The sequence below is a fragment of the Flavobacterium melibiosi genome (assembly GCF_048158545.1).
In the GTDB taxonomy this organism is placed as follows: Bacteria; Bacteroidota; Bacteroidia; order Flavobacteriales; family Flavobacteriaceae; genus Flavobacterium; species Flavobacterium melibiosi.
Genome location: NZ_JBLNKU010000008.1, coordinates 19,149 through 38,592 on the forward strand (window position 1 = coordinate 19,149; position 19,444 = coordinate 38,592).

The window sequence follows — 19,444 nt, forward strand, 5'->3', positions numbered from 1 at the left end:
CAACTTTGCAGGCTTTTAAAATTAAAGTGCTACCACAGCAGCGCAATAGCTTTTGTAATCTTTTCAAAGTAAAACAAAAAGCAAAATAGATTTATAAAATTAAAACAGCATATTTATGGTCGAAAATAATTACAAAGATCTATTCAATCTCTCTCCGGCACTAGTACTAGCTATAGATATAGACTTTATTGTAATTGCCGTTACTGATTTCTTTTTAAAAGTCACTATGACGGAAAGAAATGCTATTCTAGGTAAAAATATTTTCGATGTATTCCCTGACAATCCCAATGATACAGAAGCTGACGGAGAAAGAAATATGCGTGCTTCTTTTAATCGTGTAATTAATAATAAGGTTATCGATACGTTATCATTTCAAAAATACGACATTCAAAAACCAGAATCCGAAGGAGGAATGTTTGAATTGAGATTTTGGAAAACCATTAATTCTCCAGTATTTGATGCAGATAATAATGTAAAATCTATCATTTTAAAAGTGGAGGACATCACTGAAAATGAAGAACTTATTTCCAACAATCAGACATTGAAAAAGAACAATGAACTTCTGGCTGAAGCATATGAATATTCCGAAGCTATCATTGGTACTATTCATGAAACAATGCTGATACTCAACAAAGACTTCTATATAAAATCTGCCAGTAAGGCATTTTATAAGAAACACGGTATTACCAAAAAAGAAACAGTAGGAAAACATTTATTTGAATTGGAAAATGGACAGTGGGATATTCCCGAACTTCATGGATTGCTTAACAATACTAACGCTACCAATAGTACAATTCAAGATCTGGAAGTTAAACGTACCTTTCCAAATCTTGGTAAAAAAATAATGTTACTGAATGCTAGTAGTTTTTTTAAAAAAACAGATGGAGAAGAATTAATCCTTTTGGCAATTAAAGATATTACTGAGGTTAGAAAATTAGCGCTTGAAATTAAAAACAAAGAAAATAAGGCTTTAGAAAAACAGCTGGAGATAGAAAAAAAAGTACTAAAGAAGATAGAAGAAAGCGAAAAGCGCTACAATCTAATGCTGATGACATCGCCATTTGCCATAGCTATCTTGAAAGGAAAAGACATGATTGTTTCACTTGCTAATGATAGTATTAAAGAAATATGGGGAAAAGGCAATACTATTGAAGGCAAAAAATTCATTGACATTTTACCAGAGCTTAAAGATTTGCAATTTCCAAAATTACTTGACGAAGTGTATACTAGTGGCATTGCTTTTTATGGGGATGCGCTACTTGCTCCTATGTTTCGGAATGGAAAATTAGAGCAAACGTATTTTAATTTTGTTTATCAGCCCTATTTGGAAGCAGATGAAACCATTTCCGGTGTGACCATTATTGCTTACGATGTGACTGCGCAGGTAGTGGCAAAAAAAGAATTGACAGATGCAAAAATTAATGCCGAACTAAAAACAAAAATAGCGGAAGAAGCAGTAAAATCCAAGCAACAATTTTTGTCGAACATGAGTCACGAAATACGGACACCCATGAATGGAATCATTGGATTTACGAATGTGGTGTTAAAGACAAAACTAGATGATTCCCAAAAAGAATACATCAGCGCAATTAAAGAATCCGGGGATGCATTAATTGTTTTAATTAATGATATTCTTGACATTGCCAAAGTAGATTCGGGGAAGATGACCTTTGAAAAACTCCCGTTAAGCTTGTCTGTTTCCATTACTACAATGCTCCATTTGTTTGAACCTAAAATGAAGGAAAAAAATTTAGAATTAATCAATGAATATGATTCTAACATTCCTTTGAATTTAATCGGAGATCCGATGCGTTTGCGACAAATAATTCTAAATCTGATGAGTAATGCGGTGAAGTTTACGCCTGCTGGTAAAATTACTATAAGTGTTCGTTTATTGAAAGAGGATACTAAAAAAGCAACAATCGAATTTAGGATAACGGATACTGGCATTGGAGTTCCTGAGAATAAATTAGTAGATGTTTTCAATAATTTTGAACAAGCAACTGCAGGAACTAGCAGCTCATTTGGTGGAACTGGATTAGGACTCGCCATTGTAAAACAATTGGTAGCACTTCAAGGAGGAAAAATCATAGTAAATAGCACAGAAGGCAAAGGGTCAACTTTTGGTTTTGTAATGAGTTTTGAGAAAAGAAATTCGGAAACCGAAATAACACCGATACCTATAGAACCGATTCAAGAAAATCCATTCGAAGAAAAAATAGCCAAAAACATAAAAATATTAGTTGTAGAAGATATTGCACTGAATCAGCTTTTGATAAAAATAATATTATTGGATTTTGGTTACGATGTAACCATTGCCGACAATGGCAAACTTGGTATTGAACAGCTCGAAAAAAGTAAGCATGACATTATTTTGATGGATTTACAAATGCCGGAAATGAATGGTTTTGAAGCTACGGCACACATTCGCAATGTAATGAAATCAAACATCCCTATTATCGCACTTACTGCAGATGTCACTTCGGTTGATCTTGAAAAATGTAAGGCAGTTGGGATGAATGACTATGTATCCAAACCCATTGATGAAAAATTACTACAGCATAAAATTAATCAATGCATAAAGGATCTTAATAAAAATTAAAAAAAAATGAAAGCACTAACCTTTTCAACTTTTGGCAACTCCGATGTCTTGGAATATGCTGACATCCCAACTCCAATACTAAAAGAGGATGAAATATTGGTCGAAATGCGTGCTATAGGATTAAACTTTGACGATGTTTACAGGCGAAAAGAGAATTACCATCTGAAGGGAAATCCACCTTTTATTGCACATGAAGGTGCGGGAGGTGTAATCCAAACAAATAATCATACTGAGTTTAAAATAGGAGACCGAGTTGCATTTGCAGATGTTCCTTTTGCGAATGCGGAATTTGTTGCCGTTCAAAAGCACAAGACATCTGGAAAGTAAAAAAAGCACAGGAAAAATCATTCTGATTCCATAAAAACCTAATTTCTATTGCTATAGCACACCCATTTTTGTTACTATGTCCTGTGCAAAAGCTCATTGGTCCTCGTGATAGCGATCAGGGTATTGCATTTCTAATGCAGATCTTGTTCAATTTTTCTTCCCTTCTCAACTATAATTCGAGCCTATTTATTAAAGATATGTTTTTCTAACAACAGCAATCCAATTTACAACAAACTACAAAACAGCTATTTACATAATAAATATGTAAAATAAATACATTCCTTTTACTATTTTTTGTAAATTAGTGGTCCCCAAAAAACTTTTTAGTAGTGTTTACAACACGAATAAAAACAAAAATAAAGAGCTACCGATTGGAAAGGTAAAACCTAAAAGCCACAATTCAGTTTTTTTCAAACAACACCTATTTGCTGTTTTCAAATTGAGAAGCATTCGCTTGTTATAAATTAAATTCTACGATTAACAAAATTTTATTTGCATTATAAAAAACGCAGCAAAATAGTAAAAAAATGGACAATACAACCATTGCCCATCCTATGTCTAATCAATTAAAATGAAACAAAATGAAAGCAATTAAAATGATTTCGATGTCGTTGCTCATTGGATTACTCCTAATAATGAGTTCAAGTATGTATGCACAAGATCCTATGAAAGCTGGTCCGAAAGTGTATAAAAAAATCCTCCTTGACAATGATAAAGTGAGAGTCATGTCAGCTGAATTTGCCCCAGGCGCAACGATGCCATGGCATAGCCATCCTCATCACACCGTGTATGCTTTGACCGGTGGTAAAATTCAAATCACAGAAAAAGGCAAGCCAGCAACCGAATCCAATATCAAAGCAGGAGACGTACTGTATTTCCCACCCGTAACGCACATGGCAAAAAACACAGGAACTACCACATTCAAGATTGTTGTAACAGAAATAAAATCTGCCAAGAAAAAATAATCTAATCCTATTTTAAAAAATGCTAAGGAAGCAGCCTTTATCAGGCTGCTTCCTTAAAAAACAACAGTTGTATTGCTAAAAAAATTAATTGCCAATACTCTCTTTTATCATCAGCGCACATTTCTCGCCATCAATTGCAGCGGAGATAATTCCACCGGCATAACCGGCTCCTTCTCCACAAGGATACAGCCCTTTTATCTGGACGTGCTCATAGGTCAATGGATCTCTTGGAATACGAACTGGCGAAGAAGTTCTTGATTCCGGTGCATGAAGTATAGCTTCATTAGTCAAATAACCGCGCATGGATTTCCCGAATTCAGAGAAGCCTTCTCGCAATATTTGCGTTAAAAACCCAGGAAAAACCTGCCCCATTTCTACTGAAGTCGTTCCAGGGACATAAGACGTTTTCGGGATTTCTGAGGATACTTTATTTTGGGTAAAATCGATCATGCGTTGTGCAGGAACTTTTTGGCTTTCGCCAGCCAGATGCCAGGCGCGTTGCTCGATACTTTTTTGGAATTCCATTCCGGCCAAAGCACCAAATTTGGCAAACGGTTTAAAATCTTCCAATTTTAACTCGATTACAATTCCAGAGTTGGCAGTAGCCTGATCTCTCTTGGATGGCGACCAACCATTGGTAACCACTTCACCCGGACTGGTAGCGCAAGGCGCAATCACACCACCCGGGCACATACAAAACGAATACATTCCTCTACCTCCTACTTGCTTAACAATAGAGTACGGTGCTGGAGGCAAAAGCTCCCCACGATAATCACAACTGTATTGAATGCTGTCAATTAATGATTGTGGATGCTCTGCTCTTACGCCCAAGGCAAAAGGTTTGGCTTCAATAAAAATCTGCTTTCGATCTAATAATTCAAAAATATCTCGTGCCGAATGTCCTGTCGCCAAGATTATTTTGTTAGCAAGAATGGTGTCTCCTTTTTGAGTAACGATTCCCTGCACTTCATTATTTTTAACTAAAATATCGGTCAATCGTGTTTCAAATAAAACCTGTCCGCCGCATTCGATGATTTTCTCGCGAATATCCTGAATAATTTGAGGTAATTTATTGGTTCCAATATGCGGGTGTGCTTCAATTAAAATATCCTCCGAAGCGCCAAAAGCTACCAATAACTCCAGAATTCTTGTTACATCACCTCTTTTTTTAGAGCGGGTGTATAACTTCCCATCCGAATACGTTCCTGCCCCGCCTTCGCCAAAACAATAATTGGAATCTTCATTCACAAGATAATCCACATTAATGGCTTTCAAATCTCTTCTTCTGCCTCTAACGTCTTTTCCACGCTCAACAACTATAGGCTTCAAACCCAATTCTATCAATTGCAAAGCAGCAAAAAGTCCTGCAGGCCCGGCACCAACGACGATTACTTCTTGAGCTGTAGACACATTCCCATAATCTGGAAGTTGTATTTTTTGCTCTTGAAAAGGCTCTCCTTTTAAATAGATTACAACCTTAAGATTTATTTTTATAGCTTTTTGACGTGCATCTATAGATCTTTTTAAAATAGAAACATGCTGAATTTCATTTACGGAAACGGTAATCTGTTTCGATAAATATTCTTTTAGCAGCGATTCATTCGCAGCGATTTCCGGTGTTACTTGTAATAGGAGTTCTTGAGGCATTTTATCTTGTTTAATCTTTGCTTTGTTGCATCGTTTATTCGAATAACAAAAACAAAGTACAAAAATAGTATTTTGAAGTGACTTCTTGTTATTGAAAGGAGAATCCGTTTTTCAAATTTTAAAATTGCCTTATTTTAAAACTAGACTTTGTAACTTTGTCCCTTCAAAACAGTTAACCCATTAAACAGTTAACCGATTAATCTTAGAGAAAAATGTCTAGAAAAATAAAACTGATTTGGGATTTCCGCGGTCCAGCTTCTGCAAAAACAGCAGAACACCATGAAATTCATTTAAAAGAATACATTACAATTGAAAAACTACCACTGAATATCACGGGTTTCGAAATTCAAGGCGAAATGCAAGCCATCGCTTTTATGGTAGTAACGGATGAAAACATGATTCAGGTTCGAGATGCTTTGAAACCACATCGTGGAGAGTTGTACACCGTCTAAAGCCATAAAGTTGAAAGTCAAAATGCCCAAAAAATACCAAACCGAGTAAAACTTTTGACTTTATGACTTTCGACTTTATGACTAGTTAGCCACTTCGCTGATAAACTTAATTCGCATTAAGCGCAATTCATCAAGATCATAGTCCCCATCAAATTCTTTGAGGGCATCTTCTATGTTATCCGATTCGGATTCCATAAAATAATCATGAATTTCTTCTTGCTGATCATCGTCAAGCATATCATCAATCCAATATTTTATATTCAGCTTGGTTCCGGAATAAACAATCTGTTCCATTTCTTTAATTAGAGCATCCATGTTAATGCCTTTCGCGGAAGCAATATCATCAAGAGATAATTTCCTGTCAATATTTTGAATGATATAGAGTTTATTTACGGAGTTGACTCCGGTAGATTTTACCACTAAATCCTCCGGACGGATGATATCGTTGTCATCAACATAACGACTTATTAATTCTAGAAATGCCGCACCGTATTTTTTAGCTTTCCCTTCCCCTACTCCATGGATATTAATTAATTCGTCTTGAGAAATCGGATATTTCAAAGCCATATCTTCCAATGAGGGATCTTGAAAAACCACAAACGGGGGAACGCCTAATTTCTTGGCTACTTTTTTACGTAAATCACGCAACATACCCATCAAAATTTCATCGACAGCTCCTGTAGATTTTGATGCAGTTACAATCGCTTCATCCTCAGATTCATTGTATTCATGATCTTCAGACATCATAAAAGATTCTCTATTTTTAATAAAATCCAATCCTTTTTTAGTGATTTTTACGATTCCATAGGTTTCAATGTCTTTCGACAAAAGCCCGGCAACAAGAACTTGTCGCAATAAAGCCATCCAATATTTCTCATCGTGATCCGAACCACATCCAAAAAAAGATTGCGTATCTGTTCGATGTGCTTTGATGACGGCATTGACACGACCAATCAACGTAAAAACAACTTCTTTTGATTTGTATAAATGTTTCGTATCTCGAACCACTTCCAGTAGTTTCACCACTTGATCAAGGGCTTCCACTTTTGTTTTCGGATTTCTAACATTGTCATCCATATCAGCCCCTTCACCATTGACGTCATCAAATTCTTCTCCGAAATAATGAAGTAGAAATCTCCTTCTGGACATGGAAGTTTCAGCATAAGCCACAACCTCCTGTAACAATGCAAAACCTATTTCCTGTTCCGCTACGGGTTTACCCGACATGAATTTTTCTAATTTCTCGACATCTTTATAGGAATAGTAAGCAAGACAATGTCCTTCGCCACCGTCACGACCTGCGCGACCCGTTTCCTGATAATAACTTTCTAATGATTTAGGAATATCGTGGTGAATTACAAAACGAACATCCGGTTTGTCAATCCCCATTCCAAAAGCGATGGTTGCCACTACCACATCGACATCTTCCATAAGAAACATATCCTGATGTTTGGCACGGGTTTTAGCATCCAATCCCGCATGATACGGAACGGCACTTATTCCGTTTACTTGTAAAACTTCGGCAATAGCCTCCACTTTTTTACGGCTTAAGCAATAGATAATCCCAGATTTGCCTTTGTGCTGTTTGATAAAACGGATGATATCCGATTCAATATTTTTAGTTTTAGTACGTACTTCGTAATATAAATTAGGTCTGTTAAACGATGCTTTAAAAGTAGTCGCATCAGTCATATCTAAGTTTTTCAGAATATCTTCCTGCACTTTCGGCGTAGCCGTAGCGGTCAAACCTATGATAGGCACATCTCCTAATTGTTTAATGATGTGTTTTAGATTCCGGTATTCAGGCCTGAAATCATGACCCCACTCGGAAATACAATGGGCTTCATCGATAGCCACAAAGGAAATCGTCACCGTTTGAAGAAAAGCAACATACTCTTCTTTAGTCAAAGATTCCGGGGCAACATATAATAACTTGGTTAAACCGGAAGTGATATCCTTTTTAACTTGTGTGATTTCGGTTTTGGTAAGGGAAGAGTTTAAAACATGGGCTACACCATTTTCAGAAGATAAACTACGAATGGCGTCAACTTGATTTTTCATCAAAGCAATCAAAGGAGAAACTACTATGGCAGTTCCTTCCTGAATTAAAGCAGGCAATTGGTAACAGAGCGACTTCCCTCCTCCTGTAGGCATAATCACAAATGTGTTTTGCTTATTAAGGAGACTTTTAATAACTTGTTCTTGTAATCCCTTAAATTGACTAAAGCCAAAATATTTTTTTAATTCTTTGTGGATATCAATTTCGTTTGAATTCATTCTTGATTATGTGGTATTTTGTATAAATTTGCATTACATAAAGATACAAAATTCTTTTAAACATACAAATTTTAACCATTCTGTTTTGATAACAAAAGAAAATATATTGGCTAGCGCCAAAAAAACTATTTTATCTGAAAGTGAAGCCATTGCCAAACTAACTGAATTTCTTGATGAAAATTTCATTGAAGCAACACAAAACATCTATAATTCCAAAGGAAGATTAGTGGTGACAGGTATTGGAAAAAGTGCCATTATTGCTCAAAAAATGGTAGCCACCTTTAATTCTACAGGAACTCCCTCTCTATTTTTACATGCATCAGAAGCGATTCATGGGGATTTAGGAATGATTCAAAATGACGATAGTATTATTTGCATTTCGAAAAGTGGCAATAGCCCGGAAATAAAAGTTTTGGTACCGCTTTTAAAACGTTTTGGCAATACTTTAATTGCCATTACGGGAAACATGACTTCTTTTCTTGCCAAAGGTTCCGATTTTGTCCTGAACACTACCGTAGACGCTGAGGCTTGTCCGAACAATCTGGCTCCAACCAATAGTACCACAGCGCAATTAGTGATGGGAGACGCCATTGCCGTTTGCCTGATGGAAATGCGGGATTTCAAACCGGAAGATTTTGCGGTATACCATCCAGGTGGCGCGTTAGGCAAAAAATTGTTACTGCGTGTAAAAGACATGCTGGAACACACTTTGAAACCGATGGTCACTCCAGACACACCGATAAAAAAAGTAATTTTCGAAATTTCAGAGAAACGTCTCGGCGTAACTGCTGTTGTGGATGAAAATAAAGTTGTCGGAATTATTACCGATGGTGATATCCGAAGAATGCTAAACGAAAGAGACTCTTTCACTGATTTGACCGCCAAAGATATTATGACTAAAAATCCAAAATTAATACCATCTTCAGCCATGGTTGCAGACGCATTGAACATTCTGGAAGACTTCTCCATTACACAATTAGTTGTGGTAGACAACGGTGAGTACAAAGGAGTATTACATTTACATGATATTTTAAAAGAAGGAATAGTATAATGGCGAAGAAAAACTTAAACGAAATGTCGTTTTTAGATCATCTTGAAGAATTGAGATGGTTATTGGTTAGAAGTACAATGGCGATATTAATTCTTGCTACGGTTACTTTTTTTGTTAGTGATTACATCTTTGACGTCATCATTTTTGGACCGACAAATGCTAATTTTATAACGTACCGATTCTTTTGTGATTTATCAAATCACTTGGGTTTTGCCGAAAGCATTTGTGTAACCGAGATGCCTTTCATTATCCAGAACACGAATATGGAAGGACAGATCAACGTGTTGATCTGGACTTGTATAACCGCCGGATTCATCCTTGGATTCCCTTTCATATTGTGGGAAGTATGGAAATTCATCAGCCCGGCACTCTATGAAACAGAGAAAAAAAACGCGAGACTTTTCGTGATTTCATCCTCACTGCTCTTCTTTTTGGGAGTATTGTTTGGCTATTTTGTAATTGTACCCATGTCAGTTAACTTTTTTGCTACTTTCACCATTAGTGCCGTGGTAAAAAACCAATTTAGTATTGATTCTTACATTGGACTGGTAAAAACAAGTGTAATTGCTTGTGGCCTGTTTTTTGAGTTGCCTATCATTATCTATTTCCTAACTAAATTAGGACTGGTAACTCCTGTATTCTTAAGAAAATATTGGAAATATGCCGTGATTATCATTCTTATCGTTGCCGCAATTGTTACCCCGCCGGATGTGGTGAGTCAAATAATTGTAACTATCCCGATGTTATTGATCTATGAGGCAAGCATCTTAATTTCAAAAATTGTAGTAAAAAATCAAAAAAAGATAAATGGCTGATATTATTCAAGAATTCAACGACTACCGTTCTAAAATGAACGAAAAATTATTGGCAGACAATAATAAAATCGTAAAGCGAATTTTCAATCTGGACACTAATGCCTATGCTGCCGGTGCATTAGACGTGAAAACCAAAGAGCTTCTGGGACTGGTGGCTTCAGCAGTATTGCGTTGTGATGATTGTGTAAAATACCATTTGGAAACCAGTTACAAAGAAGGGGTAACCAAAGAAGAAATGATGGAAGCCATGGGAATAGCAACGCTTGTTGGCGGAACTATTGTGGTACCTCATTTGCGCAGAGCCTATGAATTCTGGGAAGCACTGGAAGAAACTGCTACAACAAAATAACATTTCCACTAAATAAAAAAAGCGGCTCCTTTCCATTTAGACAAATAGCTGAATAGGGAAAGTAACTAAATAATTGTTAAATGGAGGATTGGGTTATCGGTTTATTCGTTTATTTGCCTAAAATCCAAGAATCTAAAAATCTAAGAATCTGAATATGAAATTAAGAGCCGAAAATCTAATCAAAACCTATAAAGGACGTAGTGTTGTAAAAGGCATTTCGGTAGAAGTGAATCAAGGCGAAATCGTGGGACTTTTAGGACCAAACGGTGCTGGAAAAACGACTTCATTTTATATGATAGTAGGATTGGTTAAACCAAATTCAGGCAACATATTCTTAGATGATTTGAACATTACCGATTACCCTATGTACAAAAGAGCACAGCAGGGAATTGGCTATTTGGCACAAGAAGCTTCTGTTTTTAGAAAATTAAGTATCGAGGATAATATCTTAAGCGTATTACAACTGACAAAACTATCCAAAGCCGAACAAGAAGCAAAGATGGAAAGTTTAATCGAAGAGTTTAGTCTGGAACACATTCGCACCAATCGCGGAGATTTGCTTTCAGGGGGTGAACGCCGTCGTACCGAAATTGCACGATGTCTTGCCACAGATCCAAAATTCATTTTGCTGGATGAACCTTTTGCCGGTGTCGATCCCGTTGCCGTAGAAGACATCCAACGAATTGTAGCACAATTAAAAAACAAAAACATTGGTATTCTTATCACCGATCACAACGTTCAGGAAACCCTCGCAATTACAGACAAAACCTACCTTATGTTTGAAGGTGGAATCTTAAAGGCCGGAATCCCGGAAGAATTAGTGGAAGATGAAATGGTACGAAGAGTATATTTGGGTCAAAACTTTGAATTGCGTAAAAAGAAATTAGAGTTTTAAAACTGAAAAAACTTTGTGCAGCGCCCTTTTGTAAAAACTACATTTACCTGATTATAATTTAAAGAATCATGGAGAATCCAAGTAAAGAAACGGAAGAAAAATGGTCCAATGATCCCAACAATTGGATTTGGGGTGTTTTTTATTTCAACCCCGAAGACAAAAGAATTACTCCACCTAAAAGGATTCCAGGGATAGGAGTCACGATAAATTTTGCCAATCCGAAATCAATTCTTTTTCTGATTGGAGCTCTTTTATTTTTCGCTTTCGTTGTATTCTCAATCATCAAAAAAGACCACTAATTTATTTTATTCCTTGGTTATAAATTGCAGCTGCTGTAAATCCCCATTATAAATATTGACATCTACATTCCCTTTGATTCCCGGAACCGATGCTTTTTCGGTGAATTGCCAGAACAACCAATCTTCGTTTATTTCCTCCCTGTAAAAATTATAATTGGCAATCCAAAAAAGATAGTCACTGAATTCCTCTTTTAAAAAATCGTCGTAATATTTCTCACCGGTATAGATAATAGGTTTTACCCCGTAATGCAGCTCCACGCGTTTCAACCATCGTTTCAGCCCAACTTTTAAGCTATCAAGCGATTGATTTCTAGGGAGCTTTTCAATATCTAAAACAGGAGGCAAATCCCCTTTTTGAAGAGTAACGGTTTTGATAAAAAGTTCGGCCTGTTCGAGCGAATTTTCATTGGGACGGTAATAATGATAGGCCCCGCGAATCATTTTATTTTCTTTGGCGCCAAGCCAATTCCGATCAAACCGACGGTCCTTTCTGTCTCTTCCTACCGTAGCACGAATGAATACAAAATCTAAGGGATATTTTTGCTCTAAAGTATCCACATACGTCCATCGGATTCTTCCCTGGTATTCCGAAACATCCAAACCGATACTTTTTCCTTCGTGCTTTTCTAAAACCTGAAAATTTCGGACATCTGAAATGCGTTTGGCTTCCGCCTCCATTTTCAGAACTTTATCTGATTTAAAACTAAAATAATAGGCTAGACCTTCCCGATAATGATAACCAAGCGCAATAAGCAGTACAACAACAAAAGCAACAATCGAATACTTCACGAGTTTACGCGAGAAAACAGACGCTTTCTTTTTTGATTTGCGAATTGTACTGGTTTTTCTAACCGTTTTTCTTTTCATTCAAAAACTTACTTTTTTAGCCATTTATTATTCACGACCGACAATAAAACATAAGAGATAATCAGTAAAGGAATTCCCAAATAGTGGAAGAAAATCAATAACAAAAGAGAAAGGACCAGAAAGCTAATTTGAAGTGCATTGTCCGCAAAATTAAACTTTTTGATTTTTAAGGAAAATAGCGGGATCTCGGCATTCAAAATATACGCGCTCAATAAAGTAATCACTAACAGCACCCACTGGTTTGTCAAAAGTTCAAGAACAAACAGGGAATCGGAATAACTTAAAACCAATGGCAAACTTAAAATAAACAAGGCATTGGCAGGGGTTGGCAAACCAATGAAAGAATCAGTCTGACGGGTATCGATATTAAAATTAGCCAAACGGTAACAAGACCCTAAGGTAATCAGGAAACCCAAATAAGGAAAGACTTGTAAATAAGTCTCAGCACCGGTTGGATTGTCCACCATCATCTGATACATCACTAAACCGGGCACAGCACCACTGGTAACCATATCGGCCAAAGAATCCAACTGCAAACCAAGCGGACTGGAAACTTTAAACAAACGGGCAAAAAAGCCATCAAAAAAGTCCAAAAATATTCCTAAACTAACGAAATAAAAAGCCATTTCAAAATTACGATGAAATGCGAAAACCAAAGCGATACAACCGCAAAAAAGATTAAGCAAAGTGATACTATTGGGAACATGCTTTTTAATATTCATAGTGATATAGTTTAGTGGACCAAAGTTGACAAATTTAATGTAATAAGTCAAAGAGAAGTACGTTTTTTAATAGAGATTTTTCAACAGTGATTTCTTGTTTGCATATATTTACCCAAAGGAAGAAATAACCTCAGTAAAAAATTATATTTTTGATAAAAAATTAAGCAGACTTTCGGTTTGTAAAAAAAATACCCTTGAAAAAAGCCTCCTTATTTGTATTGCTTTTGACCAGTGCCCTAAATTACAGTCAAGCAGTCAGGAAATACTCGAATGAGTTTATGAATATCGGCGTTGATGCAGCTGCTTTGGGTATGTCAAATACAGTTGTGGCCTCCACTAACGATGTCAATTCAGGCTATTGGAATCCTGCGGGACTACTTCATCTGGAAGACCATCAGGTATCGTTAATGCATGCCAATTACTTTGCCAATATTGCCCAATACGACTACATCGCTTATGCCAGCCCTTTAGACGATAGAAGCGCTTGGGGAATTTCGTTAATTCGTTTTGGCGTGGATGATATTTTGAATACCACGGAATTAATCGACAGTCAAGGCAATATCGACTACAACCGAATCAGTCTTTTTTCAACAGCTGATTATGGCTTCACCTTTTCATATGCCCGAGAACTCCCAGTTCCCGGATTTCAATACGGCGTAAATGCCAAAATCATAAGGCGAATCATCGGAAAGTTTGCCAGCTCTTGGGGATTTGGTTTTGATGTAGGATTACAATTCGAAAAAAACAACTGGCAATTTGGATTAATGCTACGCGATATAACCACTACTTACAATGTATGGAATATCGACGAAGAGGAATATAAAAAAATCGCTAACGCCATACCCGGAGAAAATCAGGAACTACCGGAAAACACAGAGATTACGGCCCCAAAAGCCCAATTGGGTATCTCTAAAAAGTTTATCATCAGGTATGACTACAGTATTTTGGCTGCAGCTAATATGAATATGCGATTTACCAAAACGAATGACCTAATCTCAACTGATTTTGTAAGTATCGATCCGGCAATAGGATTGGAATTTGGTTATACTGATTTGGTTTTTGTACGTGCAGGAGTGGGTAATTTTCAAAATGTACAACAGCTGGACAGCACCGAAAAAATAGGATTTCAGCCTAATATTGGATTGGGATTCAAATACAAAGGCATACAGATTGATTATGCACTGACTGATTTGAGCGACCAAAGTACAGCTTTGTATTCCAACATTTTTTCGGTTAAAGTAGATTTGGGAATGTTTAGAAATTAATTTAAAAACAACAATATCATTGCAAATGAATATATCTTCTTTAAAAAAAATAGTTCTTTTCATACTCTTGCTTTCAACTACAAACTATAGTTTCGGACAAAGCATTCAATTATCAAAAAAAACACAGGTCAGTGTACTTACTTGCGGAACGGGTAACGAATCGTATTCTCTTTTTGGACACACTGCGATTCGGGTACGCGATACAGTCAACGCTATTGATGTGGTGTACAATTATGGTGCTTTTGATTTTAACACCCCAAATTTCGTCATGAAATTCATAAAAGGAGACTTACAGTATTTTGCCGTAACGCACTCCTATCCTGATTTCATTAATCAATACCAATATGAAAAAAGATCCATTTATGAGCAGGAATTAAATATTCCTTCAACGCTGAAACAACAATTATTTGACAACCTGAATAGCTCTTTAGCTTCAGGGGAAAGCCATTACACTTATAAATTTATTGACAAAAACTGCACGTCAATGGTGGTCGATATCATCAATAAAACACTAGACACAGTCGCAATTGTTAAAAATTCAGATACTGATATCACCTACAGAACTATACTGTATCCTTATTTTGACAATCACTTTTACGAAAAATTAGGAACGAGCATTATCTTCGGTAAAAAAGTGGATGGATTGGGAACACAAATTTTTTTGCCTTTCGAATTACAAAAAAGTCTAAAAAAAGTTTCTTTTCAGAATCAGCCGCTGGCTCCCGAAAACAAAACCATAATCGAATTCGAAAAAGAAGCTCCTGACTCTTGGTGGAATAACAGCTACACGTATATACTACTTCTGGGGTTTGTGGTCTTGATAAATAAAAAAAGTGTCAATCTGTTTTACCTTAGTATGATGGGAATAGTAGGGCTATTCTTCCTCTTTGTGGGATTTTATTCGCTTCATAAAGAATTAGGCTACAATTATAATATGTTGTTGTTTAACCCATCCCTATTAGGGCTGCTTTATTTTTATGTAACAAAAAACAAAAAAGGAATTTACAATCTGGCAGCATTCAATATCCTGTTGGTACTTGTTTACCTGATCATTCTAATCAATAAAGCCCATTTGTTTATTGTACTGCCTTTGGCAATTGCAAATGGAATTATTTTAGTCCGACTGGCCATTCAAAATAAAAAACGCATACCAATCATCATTTAAAAATACATCTTTAAATTAGAAATAATAAAAAGAATAGCTACTGCCCTCTATAAAACAATACGGTCGTAATCGTTTTAAAAGCAATGTTCAAATCGAGGAAAATACTTCTGTGTTTGATATAATACAGGTCGTATTGTAGTTTGATCAAGCTGTCATCAATCGTCACACCATAGGTATAATTAACTTGTGCCCAACCGGTAAGACCTGGTTTTATAATGTGCCTAGTTTCATAAAAAGGCATTATTTCAGCGATTTCTTTGACAAAAAAAGGGCGCTCAGGACGAGGGCCTATTACCGCCATATCCCCTTTTAAAATATTTAAAAATTGAGGAAATTCATCAATTCTGGTTTTTCTTAAAAATTTTCCGAATACCGTTACCCTCGAGTCGTTTGTAGTGGTAAAAACAGCACCGTTTGATTCGGCATTGCTAATCATGGTTCTGAATTTTAAAATTTCAAACACCACGCCGTCTTTGCCAACACGTTCTTGGGTATAAAACAACTTCCCTCGATTCCCTATTGCATTTCCAATTACTATCAATGGAAATAAGAGCAAACCAACAGCCAATCCAAGTAGCGAAGTGCTTATTTCAAAAAACCTGACACTTAACAAATATAACTTATTGTGATTGCTTCTGCTAAAGGGGAAAAATCGGTAAAAATCTCTCGACATATAGTGTACCGGAATACGTTGCGTTTTACTTTCATACACTTGGGTATACTCCCGGATGATACTCCCGGACTCCAGTAAGCGAAGCAATTGCTGATATAATTCTGTAGTAATTCCTTCTGTTTTTTGGGAGGCAATCACAATTTCGGATATGGAATTTTCTTTCACAAAGGAAAACAACTCATCCCTCTTTATGTTGGGCACATAGTGGTATTCTGCCATTTCATCTTCGGTAGCATCTGCATTGACAAACGCAACTATTTTATAATGCGGATCAATATGCTCTAATCCAGAAATTAACTCCTGTACTTGTTCTTTATCACAGATCAAAACGGCATGCTGAAGAAACCGATTAGAAGCTAAAAATGCTACATAAAACATCCTCCATAAAAACAAGGCCATAAATACAACCAGATAAAACAAGAGGATTTCGATTCTTTTCGTTGGCAATTCCGGAGAAAAAAAAGGCGTTAACAAATATACCAAAACGGTTGTTGATGCAGTAAGAATAGTACTTCGCAGCACCTGAAATTGATTGCTGGCAACCTGAAGGTTATACATTTCAAATATGACCCCAAAAAGGTTAAGATAAACACCCAAAACAATGATACAATAGAGATTAGTGGTGGAGATGGTGAAATAATCAAAACCAAACACGTTACCCACTAGGAACAAAGCACCCAAAACAAAAAAAACATCAAAGAAACGAAGAATCATCTTCCGCTCCGATATTTCAAAATGCATTTTATCTACTGAAAACATTGCTGGTATTTAGGATTATGGGTGCAATTTAGTGCTTTTACAACGAAGTAAATTTAAGAAATGTTAATTTTTTTAACAAAATTCTCTTTTTAACGAAGTAATTTATTTAATAGTGACGAATTAGTACTAAAATGAGAACCTTGAATTTTCGACTCTCTTTAGGGTCGGGGTAAAACGAAAATCGTATGCCCTTGTTGTATAAAAATGTATCGAGAATCCGATACATTTTTGGCTGTATCAATCCTATTTCAATTAAAAAAGGTTGTAAAATACGCGTACTTTACAACCTTTTTTATACAACATATTAAAAAAGTATGGCTACTTGTCTAATAATTCAAACGAAGAATTCATACTTTTAAACTCCGGTACAATTTTTTTCATTTTCGATACAATATCGTCATTGTCAAAGTAATTGGCAACCCCTATAAGCTCCTCAATATCGGTATTCAGCGTTTCAAATTCATCTAGAATTTCTTCTGCAATCATAATTTTATCATGATAAGTAGGCAATGTTTTTGACGTATCGTTAAGCAACTCCTCGTATAATTTCTCTCCCGGTCGCAATCCGACAATTTGTATTTTGATCTCTTTATCGGGGATAAATCCCGCCAATTTAATCATCTTTTTGGCCAAGTCAATAATTTTAACGGGTTTCCCCATATCAAAAATATAAATCTCCCCCCCATTACCCATCGCTCCAGCCTCCAAAACCAATTGACAAGCCTCTGGTATCGTCATAAAATACCGGATAATATCAGGATGCGTAATGGTAACCGGCCCCCCATTGGCAATTTGTTTAGTAAACAAAGGAACTACAGAACCATTGGAACCTAAAACATTTCCAAAACGGGTGGTAATAAATTTTGTGGCATTTTTTTCCCCGTCATTCTTATTTTTTAATTGCAGGGATTGCACATACTTTTCAGCTATTCTTTTGCTGGCTCCCATTACATTACTGGGGTTTACCGCTTTATCAGTAGACACCATAACAAATTTCTTGACCTTATACAAGCAAGACAAATCAGCAAGATTTTTAGTCCCCTCTATATTGGTAAGAATAGCCTGAGAAGGATTTTCTTCCATCAAAGGTACATGTTTATAGGCTGCAGCATGAAAAACCACTTGGGGTTGATGCATCTTAAAAACCCTATCCATAGCGACTTTATTTCTTACATCGGCAATAACGTTAAGAATCTTTGAATTGGAATCCAAATTTTGCATTTCTAAACAAAGATGATGCAATGGTGTTTCTGCCTGATCTAAAATAATGACAGTTTTAGGATTAAAACCCAATACCTGACGTACTATTTCACTCCCGATAGACCCTGCGGCACCGGTAATCAAAATAGTTTTATCTTTAAGCTGCTTGGAGATTGATTTATTGTCTAATACAATAGGCTTTCTTTCCAATAAATCTTCAATTTGAATGCTTTTTACTTTTTGGGAAATCTCCTTCTGATTTTCCCAATCGGAAATCAATGGCACTGTATATACCGTATAATTGAATTCTAAACATTGGTCCACAATGATTAATCGCTCCTCTTTGGACAAACTCTTATCGGCGATAATAACGGCTTGGGCATTAACGGAACGCATTAATGGCGGTAATTTTTTCTTCTTCACCAATATCGGTAAATCCAACATTCGTTTGGTCGCATTTTGGTTGTTTTTATCAACAAATCCGACAATTTTAAATCGGGAAGGCGTTTCTACTTTTAAGGCATTGGCAACCGATATGGCATTGGCATCCGTACCGTAAATGATGGTTCTGATTAATTTATTCGTTCCTTGTTCGGAAAAATAAAGCTCAAAAGTTTGCTTGATTATAACGCGATATAAAAATAACCCACAAAAAGAAAGTACAATATTGATGAAAAAAGCAGTATTTAAAAATGCTTTCTGTCCATACAGTAACTCGTAACCAAAATTAAAAAAAAGAAATAAGATAAGTACAGCCACTTGTGAAAACAAAAGCTTAATTGCATCAATATAGGAAGAGTGACGGATAATTCCGGAATACGTTCTAAACAACCAGAAAAAGAAAATATTCACCCCAAATAAAGCCGCTATGAATCTGAAATTATAGGGCGTAATGATGTACTCTAATCCAGTCCCTTTAAATATTAGAATAGTAAAAAAAAAGGATAGTACTAAAACCGAAAAATCTATCATAATAATAATCCATCTGGGAAGATAGCGCAAATTATGAATACTGAATTTCAAGTTTTCTCTTGAAAAAAAATCAGAGTCTACCAGCGATGAACCAGAATTTTTAGTATCACTCAAAATAAGATTTTTTAAAGATTATTACTTT

The 19,444-nt window shown here is 36.0% G+C and carries 17 protein-coding genes; 11 read left to right on the forward strand and 6 right to left on the reverse strand.

Annotated features, from left to right (window positions below):
• Positions 1 to 115: 115 nt before the first annotated feature.
• From ACM55F_RS10905 to ACM55F_RS10915, 3 genes are all read left to right on the forward strand, one after another.
• Positions 116 to 2,602 (forward strand): PAS domain-containing hybrid sensor histidine kinase/response regulator, encoded by a 2,487-nt coding sequence (locus ACM55F_RS10905; protein ID WP_416853835.1) that lies wholly within the window; start codon positions 116 to 118, stop codon positions 2,600 to 2,602.
• Positions 2,603 to 2,608: 6 nt separating this feature from the next.
• Positions 2,609 to 2,929, forward strand: coding sequence for an alcohol dehydrogenase catalytic domain-containing protein (locus ACM55F_RS10910; protein WP_416853836.1), 321 nt, complete (start codon positions 2,609 to 2,611; stop codon positions 2,927 to 2,929).
• A 581-nt stretch (positions 2,930 to 3,510) separates the two neighbouring features.
• Entirely contained in the window at positions 3,511 to 3,894 is a 384-nt protein-coding gene (locus tag ACM55F_RS10915) for a cupin domain-containing protein (protein WP_416853837.1), read from the forward strand.
• A gap of 84 nt (positions 3,895 to 3,978) precedes the next feature.
• Here the strand turns inward: ACM55F_RS10915 and ACM55F_RS10920 are convergent, their stop codons facing one another.
• A complete protein-coding gene (locus ACM55F_RS10920; protein WP_416853839.1) occupies positions 3,979 to 5,541 on the reverse strand; it encodes an NAD(P)/FAD-dependent oxidoreductase in 1,563 nt (520 codons plus the stop codon).
• Positions 5,542 to 5,753: 212 nt separating this feature from the next.
• Here ACM55F_RS10920 and ACM55F_RS10925 point away from each other — a divergent pair, with 212 nt between their 5' ends.
• The gene (locus ACM55F_RS10925) at positions 5,754 to 5,993 is read left to right on the forward strand and encodes a hypothetical protein (RefSeq protein ID WP_416853840.1); all 240 of its coding nucleotides are present in this window, start codon (positions 5,754 to 5,756) and stop codon (positions 5,991 to 5,993) included.
• Between the two features lie 81 nt (positions 5,994 to 6,074).
• On the opposite strand, the gene recQ is transcribed toward ACM55F_RS10925, so the two are convergent.
• Positions 6,075 to 8,270 (reverse strand): DNA helicase RecQ, encoded by a 2,196-nt coding sequence (gene recQ, locus ACM55F_RS10930; protein ID WP_416853841.1) that lies wholly within the window; start codon positions 8,268 to 8,270, stop codon positions 6,075 to 6,077.
• Between the two features lie 85 nt (positions 8,271 to 8,355).
• On the opposite strand from recQ, the gene ACM55F_RS10935 reads away from it, so the two are divergent.
• The 5 genes from ACM55F_RS10935 to ACM55F_RS10955 all read left to right on the forward strand — a co-directional run bounded on the left by ACM55F_RS10935 (position 8,356) and on the right by ACM55F_RS10955 (position 11,679).
• The gene (locus ACM55F_RS10935; RefSeq protein ID WP_416853842.1) at positions 8,356 to 9,321 is read left to right on the forward strand and encodes a KpsF/GutQ family sugar-phosphate isomerase; all 966 of its coding nucleotides are present in this window, start codon (positions 8,356 to 8,358) and stop codon (positions 9,319 to 9,321) included.
• Positions 9,321 to 10,136, forward strand: a complete 816-nt coding sequence (tatC, locus tag ACM55F_RS10940) for a twin-arginine translocase subunit TatC (RefSeq protein ID WP_416853843.1) — start codon at positions 9,321 to 9,323, stop codon at positions 10,134 to 10,136. Before ACM55F_RS10935 ends, tatC begins: the two co-directional genes overlap by 1 nt.
• Positions 10,129 to 10,485 (forward strand): carboxymuconolactone decarboxylase family protein, encoded by a 357-nt coding sequence (locus ACM55F_RS10945; protein WP_416853844.1) that lies wholly within the window; start codon positions 10,129 to 10,131, stop codon positions 10,483 to 10,485. The genes tatC and ACM55F_RS10945 overlap by 8 nt, the downstream gene beginning before the upstream one ends.
• A 154-nt stretch (positions 10,486 to 10,639) precedes the next feature.
• Positions 10,640 to 11,380, forward strand: coding sequence for an LPS export ABC transporter ATP-binding protein (gene lptB / locus ACM55F_RS10950; protein ID WP_035667905.1), 741 nt, complete (start codon positions 10,640 to 10,642; stop codon positions 11,378 to 11,380).
• A 68-nt stretch (positions 11,381 to 11,448) separates the two neighbouring features.
• On the forward strand, positions 11,449 to 11,679 hold the full coding sequence (locus tag ACM55F_RS10955; protein ID WP_416853845.1) for a DUF5808 domain-containing protein: 231 nt from the start codon (positions 11,449 to 11,451) through the stop codon (positions 11,677 to 11,679).
• Positions 11,680 to 11,685: 6 nt separating this feature from the next.
• Here ACM55F_RS10955 and ACM55F_RS10960 read toward each other — a convergent pair whose 3' ends face one another.
• Together ACM55F_RS10960 and ACM55F_RS10965 are read right to left on the reverse strand one after the other, a co-directional pair.
• Positions 11,686 to 12,546, reverse strand: a complete 861-nt coding sequence (locus ACM55F_RS10960) for a glycoside hydrolase family 25 protein (RefSeq protein ID WP_416853846.1) — start codon at positions 12,544 to 12,546, stop codon at positions 11,686 to 11,688.
• 8 nt (positions 12,547 to 12,554) lie between these two features.
• Entirely contained in the window at positions 12,555 to 13,268 is a 714-nt protein-coding gene (locus ACM55F_RS10965; RefSeq protein ID WP_416853847.1) for a CDP-alcohol phosphatidyltransferase family protein, read from the reverse strand.
• A 194-nt stretch (positions 13,269 to 13,462) separates the two neighbouring features.
• Here ACM55F_RS10965 and ACM55F_RS10970 point away from each other — a divergent pair, with 194 nt between their 5' ends.
• Together ACM55F_RS10970 and ACM55F_RS10975 are read left to right on the forward strand one after the other, a co-directional pair.
• Positions 13,463 to 14,533 (forward strand): putative type IX sorting system protein PorV2, encoded by a 1,071-nt coding sequence (locus ACM55F_RS10970; RefSeq protein WP_465245387.1) that lies wholly within the window; start codon positions 13,463 to 13,465, stop codon positions 14,531 to 14,533.
• 25 nt (positions 14,534 to 14,558) lie between these two features.
• Positions 14,559 to 15,698, forward strand: coding sequence for a lipoprotein N-acyltransferase Lnb domain-containing protein (locus ACM55F_RS10975; protein ID WP_416853848.1), 1,140 nt, complete (start codon positions 14,559 to 14,561; stop codon positions 15,696 to 15,698).
• A gap of 37 nt (positions 15,699 to 15,735) precedes the next feature.
• On the opposite strand, the gene ACM55F_RS10980 is transcribed toward ACM55F_RS10975, so the two are convergent.
• A complete protein-coding gene (locus ACM55F_RS10980; protein WP_416853849.1) occupies positions 15,736 to 17,130 on the reverse strand; it encodes an exopolysaccharide biosynthesis polyprenyl glycosylphosphotransferase in 1,395 nt (464 codons plus the stop codon).
• 318 nt (positions 17,131 to 17,448) lie between these two features.
• Positions 17,449 to 19,416: a polysaccharide biosynthesis protein gene (locus ACM55F_RS10985; RefSeq protein WP_416853850.1), complete on the reverse strand. Its 1,968-nt coding sequence runs from the start codon at positions 19,414 to 19,416 to the stop codon at positions 17,449 to 17,451.
• Positions 19,417 to 19,444 lie beyond the last annotated feature (28 nt).

Bases quoted from the DNA above. Each gene is read 5' to 3' on its own strand.
- ACM55F_RS10905 (WP_416853835.1), top strand. From the start codon at position 116: ATGGTCGAAAATAATTACAAAGATCTATTCAATCTCTCTCCGGCACTA.
- ACM55F_RS10910 (WP_416853836.1), top strand. From the start codon at position 2,609: ATGAAAGCACTAACCTTTTCAACTTTTGGCAACTCCGATGTCTTGGAA.
- ACM55F_RS10915 (WP_416853837.1), top strand. From the start codon at position 3,511: ATGAAAGCAATTAAAATGATTTCGATGTCGTTGCTCATTGGATTACTC.
- ACM55F_RS10920 (WP_416853839.1), bottom strand. From the start codon at position 5,541: ATGCCTCAAGAACTCCTATTACAAGTAACACCGGAAATCGCTGCGAAT.
- ACM55F_RS10925 (WP_416853840.1), top strand. From the start codon at position 5,754: ATGTCTAGAAAAATAAAACTGATTTGGGATTTCCGCGGTCCAGCTTCT.
- recQ (WP_416853841.1), bottom strand. From the start codon at position 8,270: ATGAATTCAAACGAAATTGATATCCACAAAGAATTAAAAAAATATTTT.
- tatC (WP_416853843.1), top strand. From the start codon at position 9,321: ATGGCGAAGAAAAACTTAAACGAAATGTCGTTTTTAGATCATCTTGAA.
- ACM55F_RS10945 (WP_416853844.1), top strand. From the start codon at position 10,129: ATGGCTGATATTATTCAAGAATTCAACGACTACCGTTCTAAAATGAAC.
- lptB (WP_035667905.1), top strand. From the start codon at position 10,640: ATGAAATTAAGAGCCGAAAATCTAATCAAAACCTATAAAGGACGTAGT.
- ACM55F_RS10955 (WP_416853845.1), top strand. From the start codon at position 11,449: ATGGAGAATCCAAGTAAAGAAACGGAAGAAAAATGGTCCAATGATCCC.
- ACM55F_RS10960 (WP_416853846.1), bottom strand. From the start codon at position 12,546: ATGAAAAGAAAAACGGTTAGAAAAACCAGTACAATTCGCAAATCAAAA.
- ACM55F_RS10965 (WP_416853847.1), bottom strand. From the start codon at position 13,268: ATGAATATTAAAAAGCATGTTCCCAATAGTATCACTTTGCTTAATCTT.
- ACM55F_RS10975 (WP_416853848.1), top strand. From the start codon at position 14,559: ATGAATATATCTTCTTTAAAAAAAATAGTTCTTTTCATACTCTTGCTT.
- ACM55F_RS10980 (WP_416853849.1), bottom strand. From the start codon at position 17,130: ATGTTTTCAGTAGATAAAATGCATTTTGAAATATCGGAGCGGAAGATG.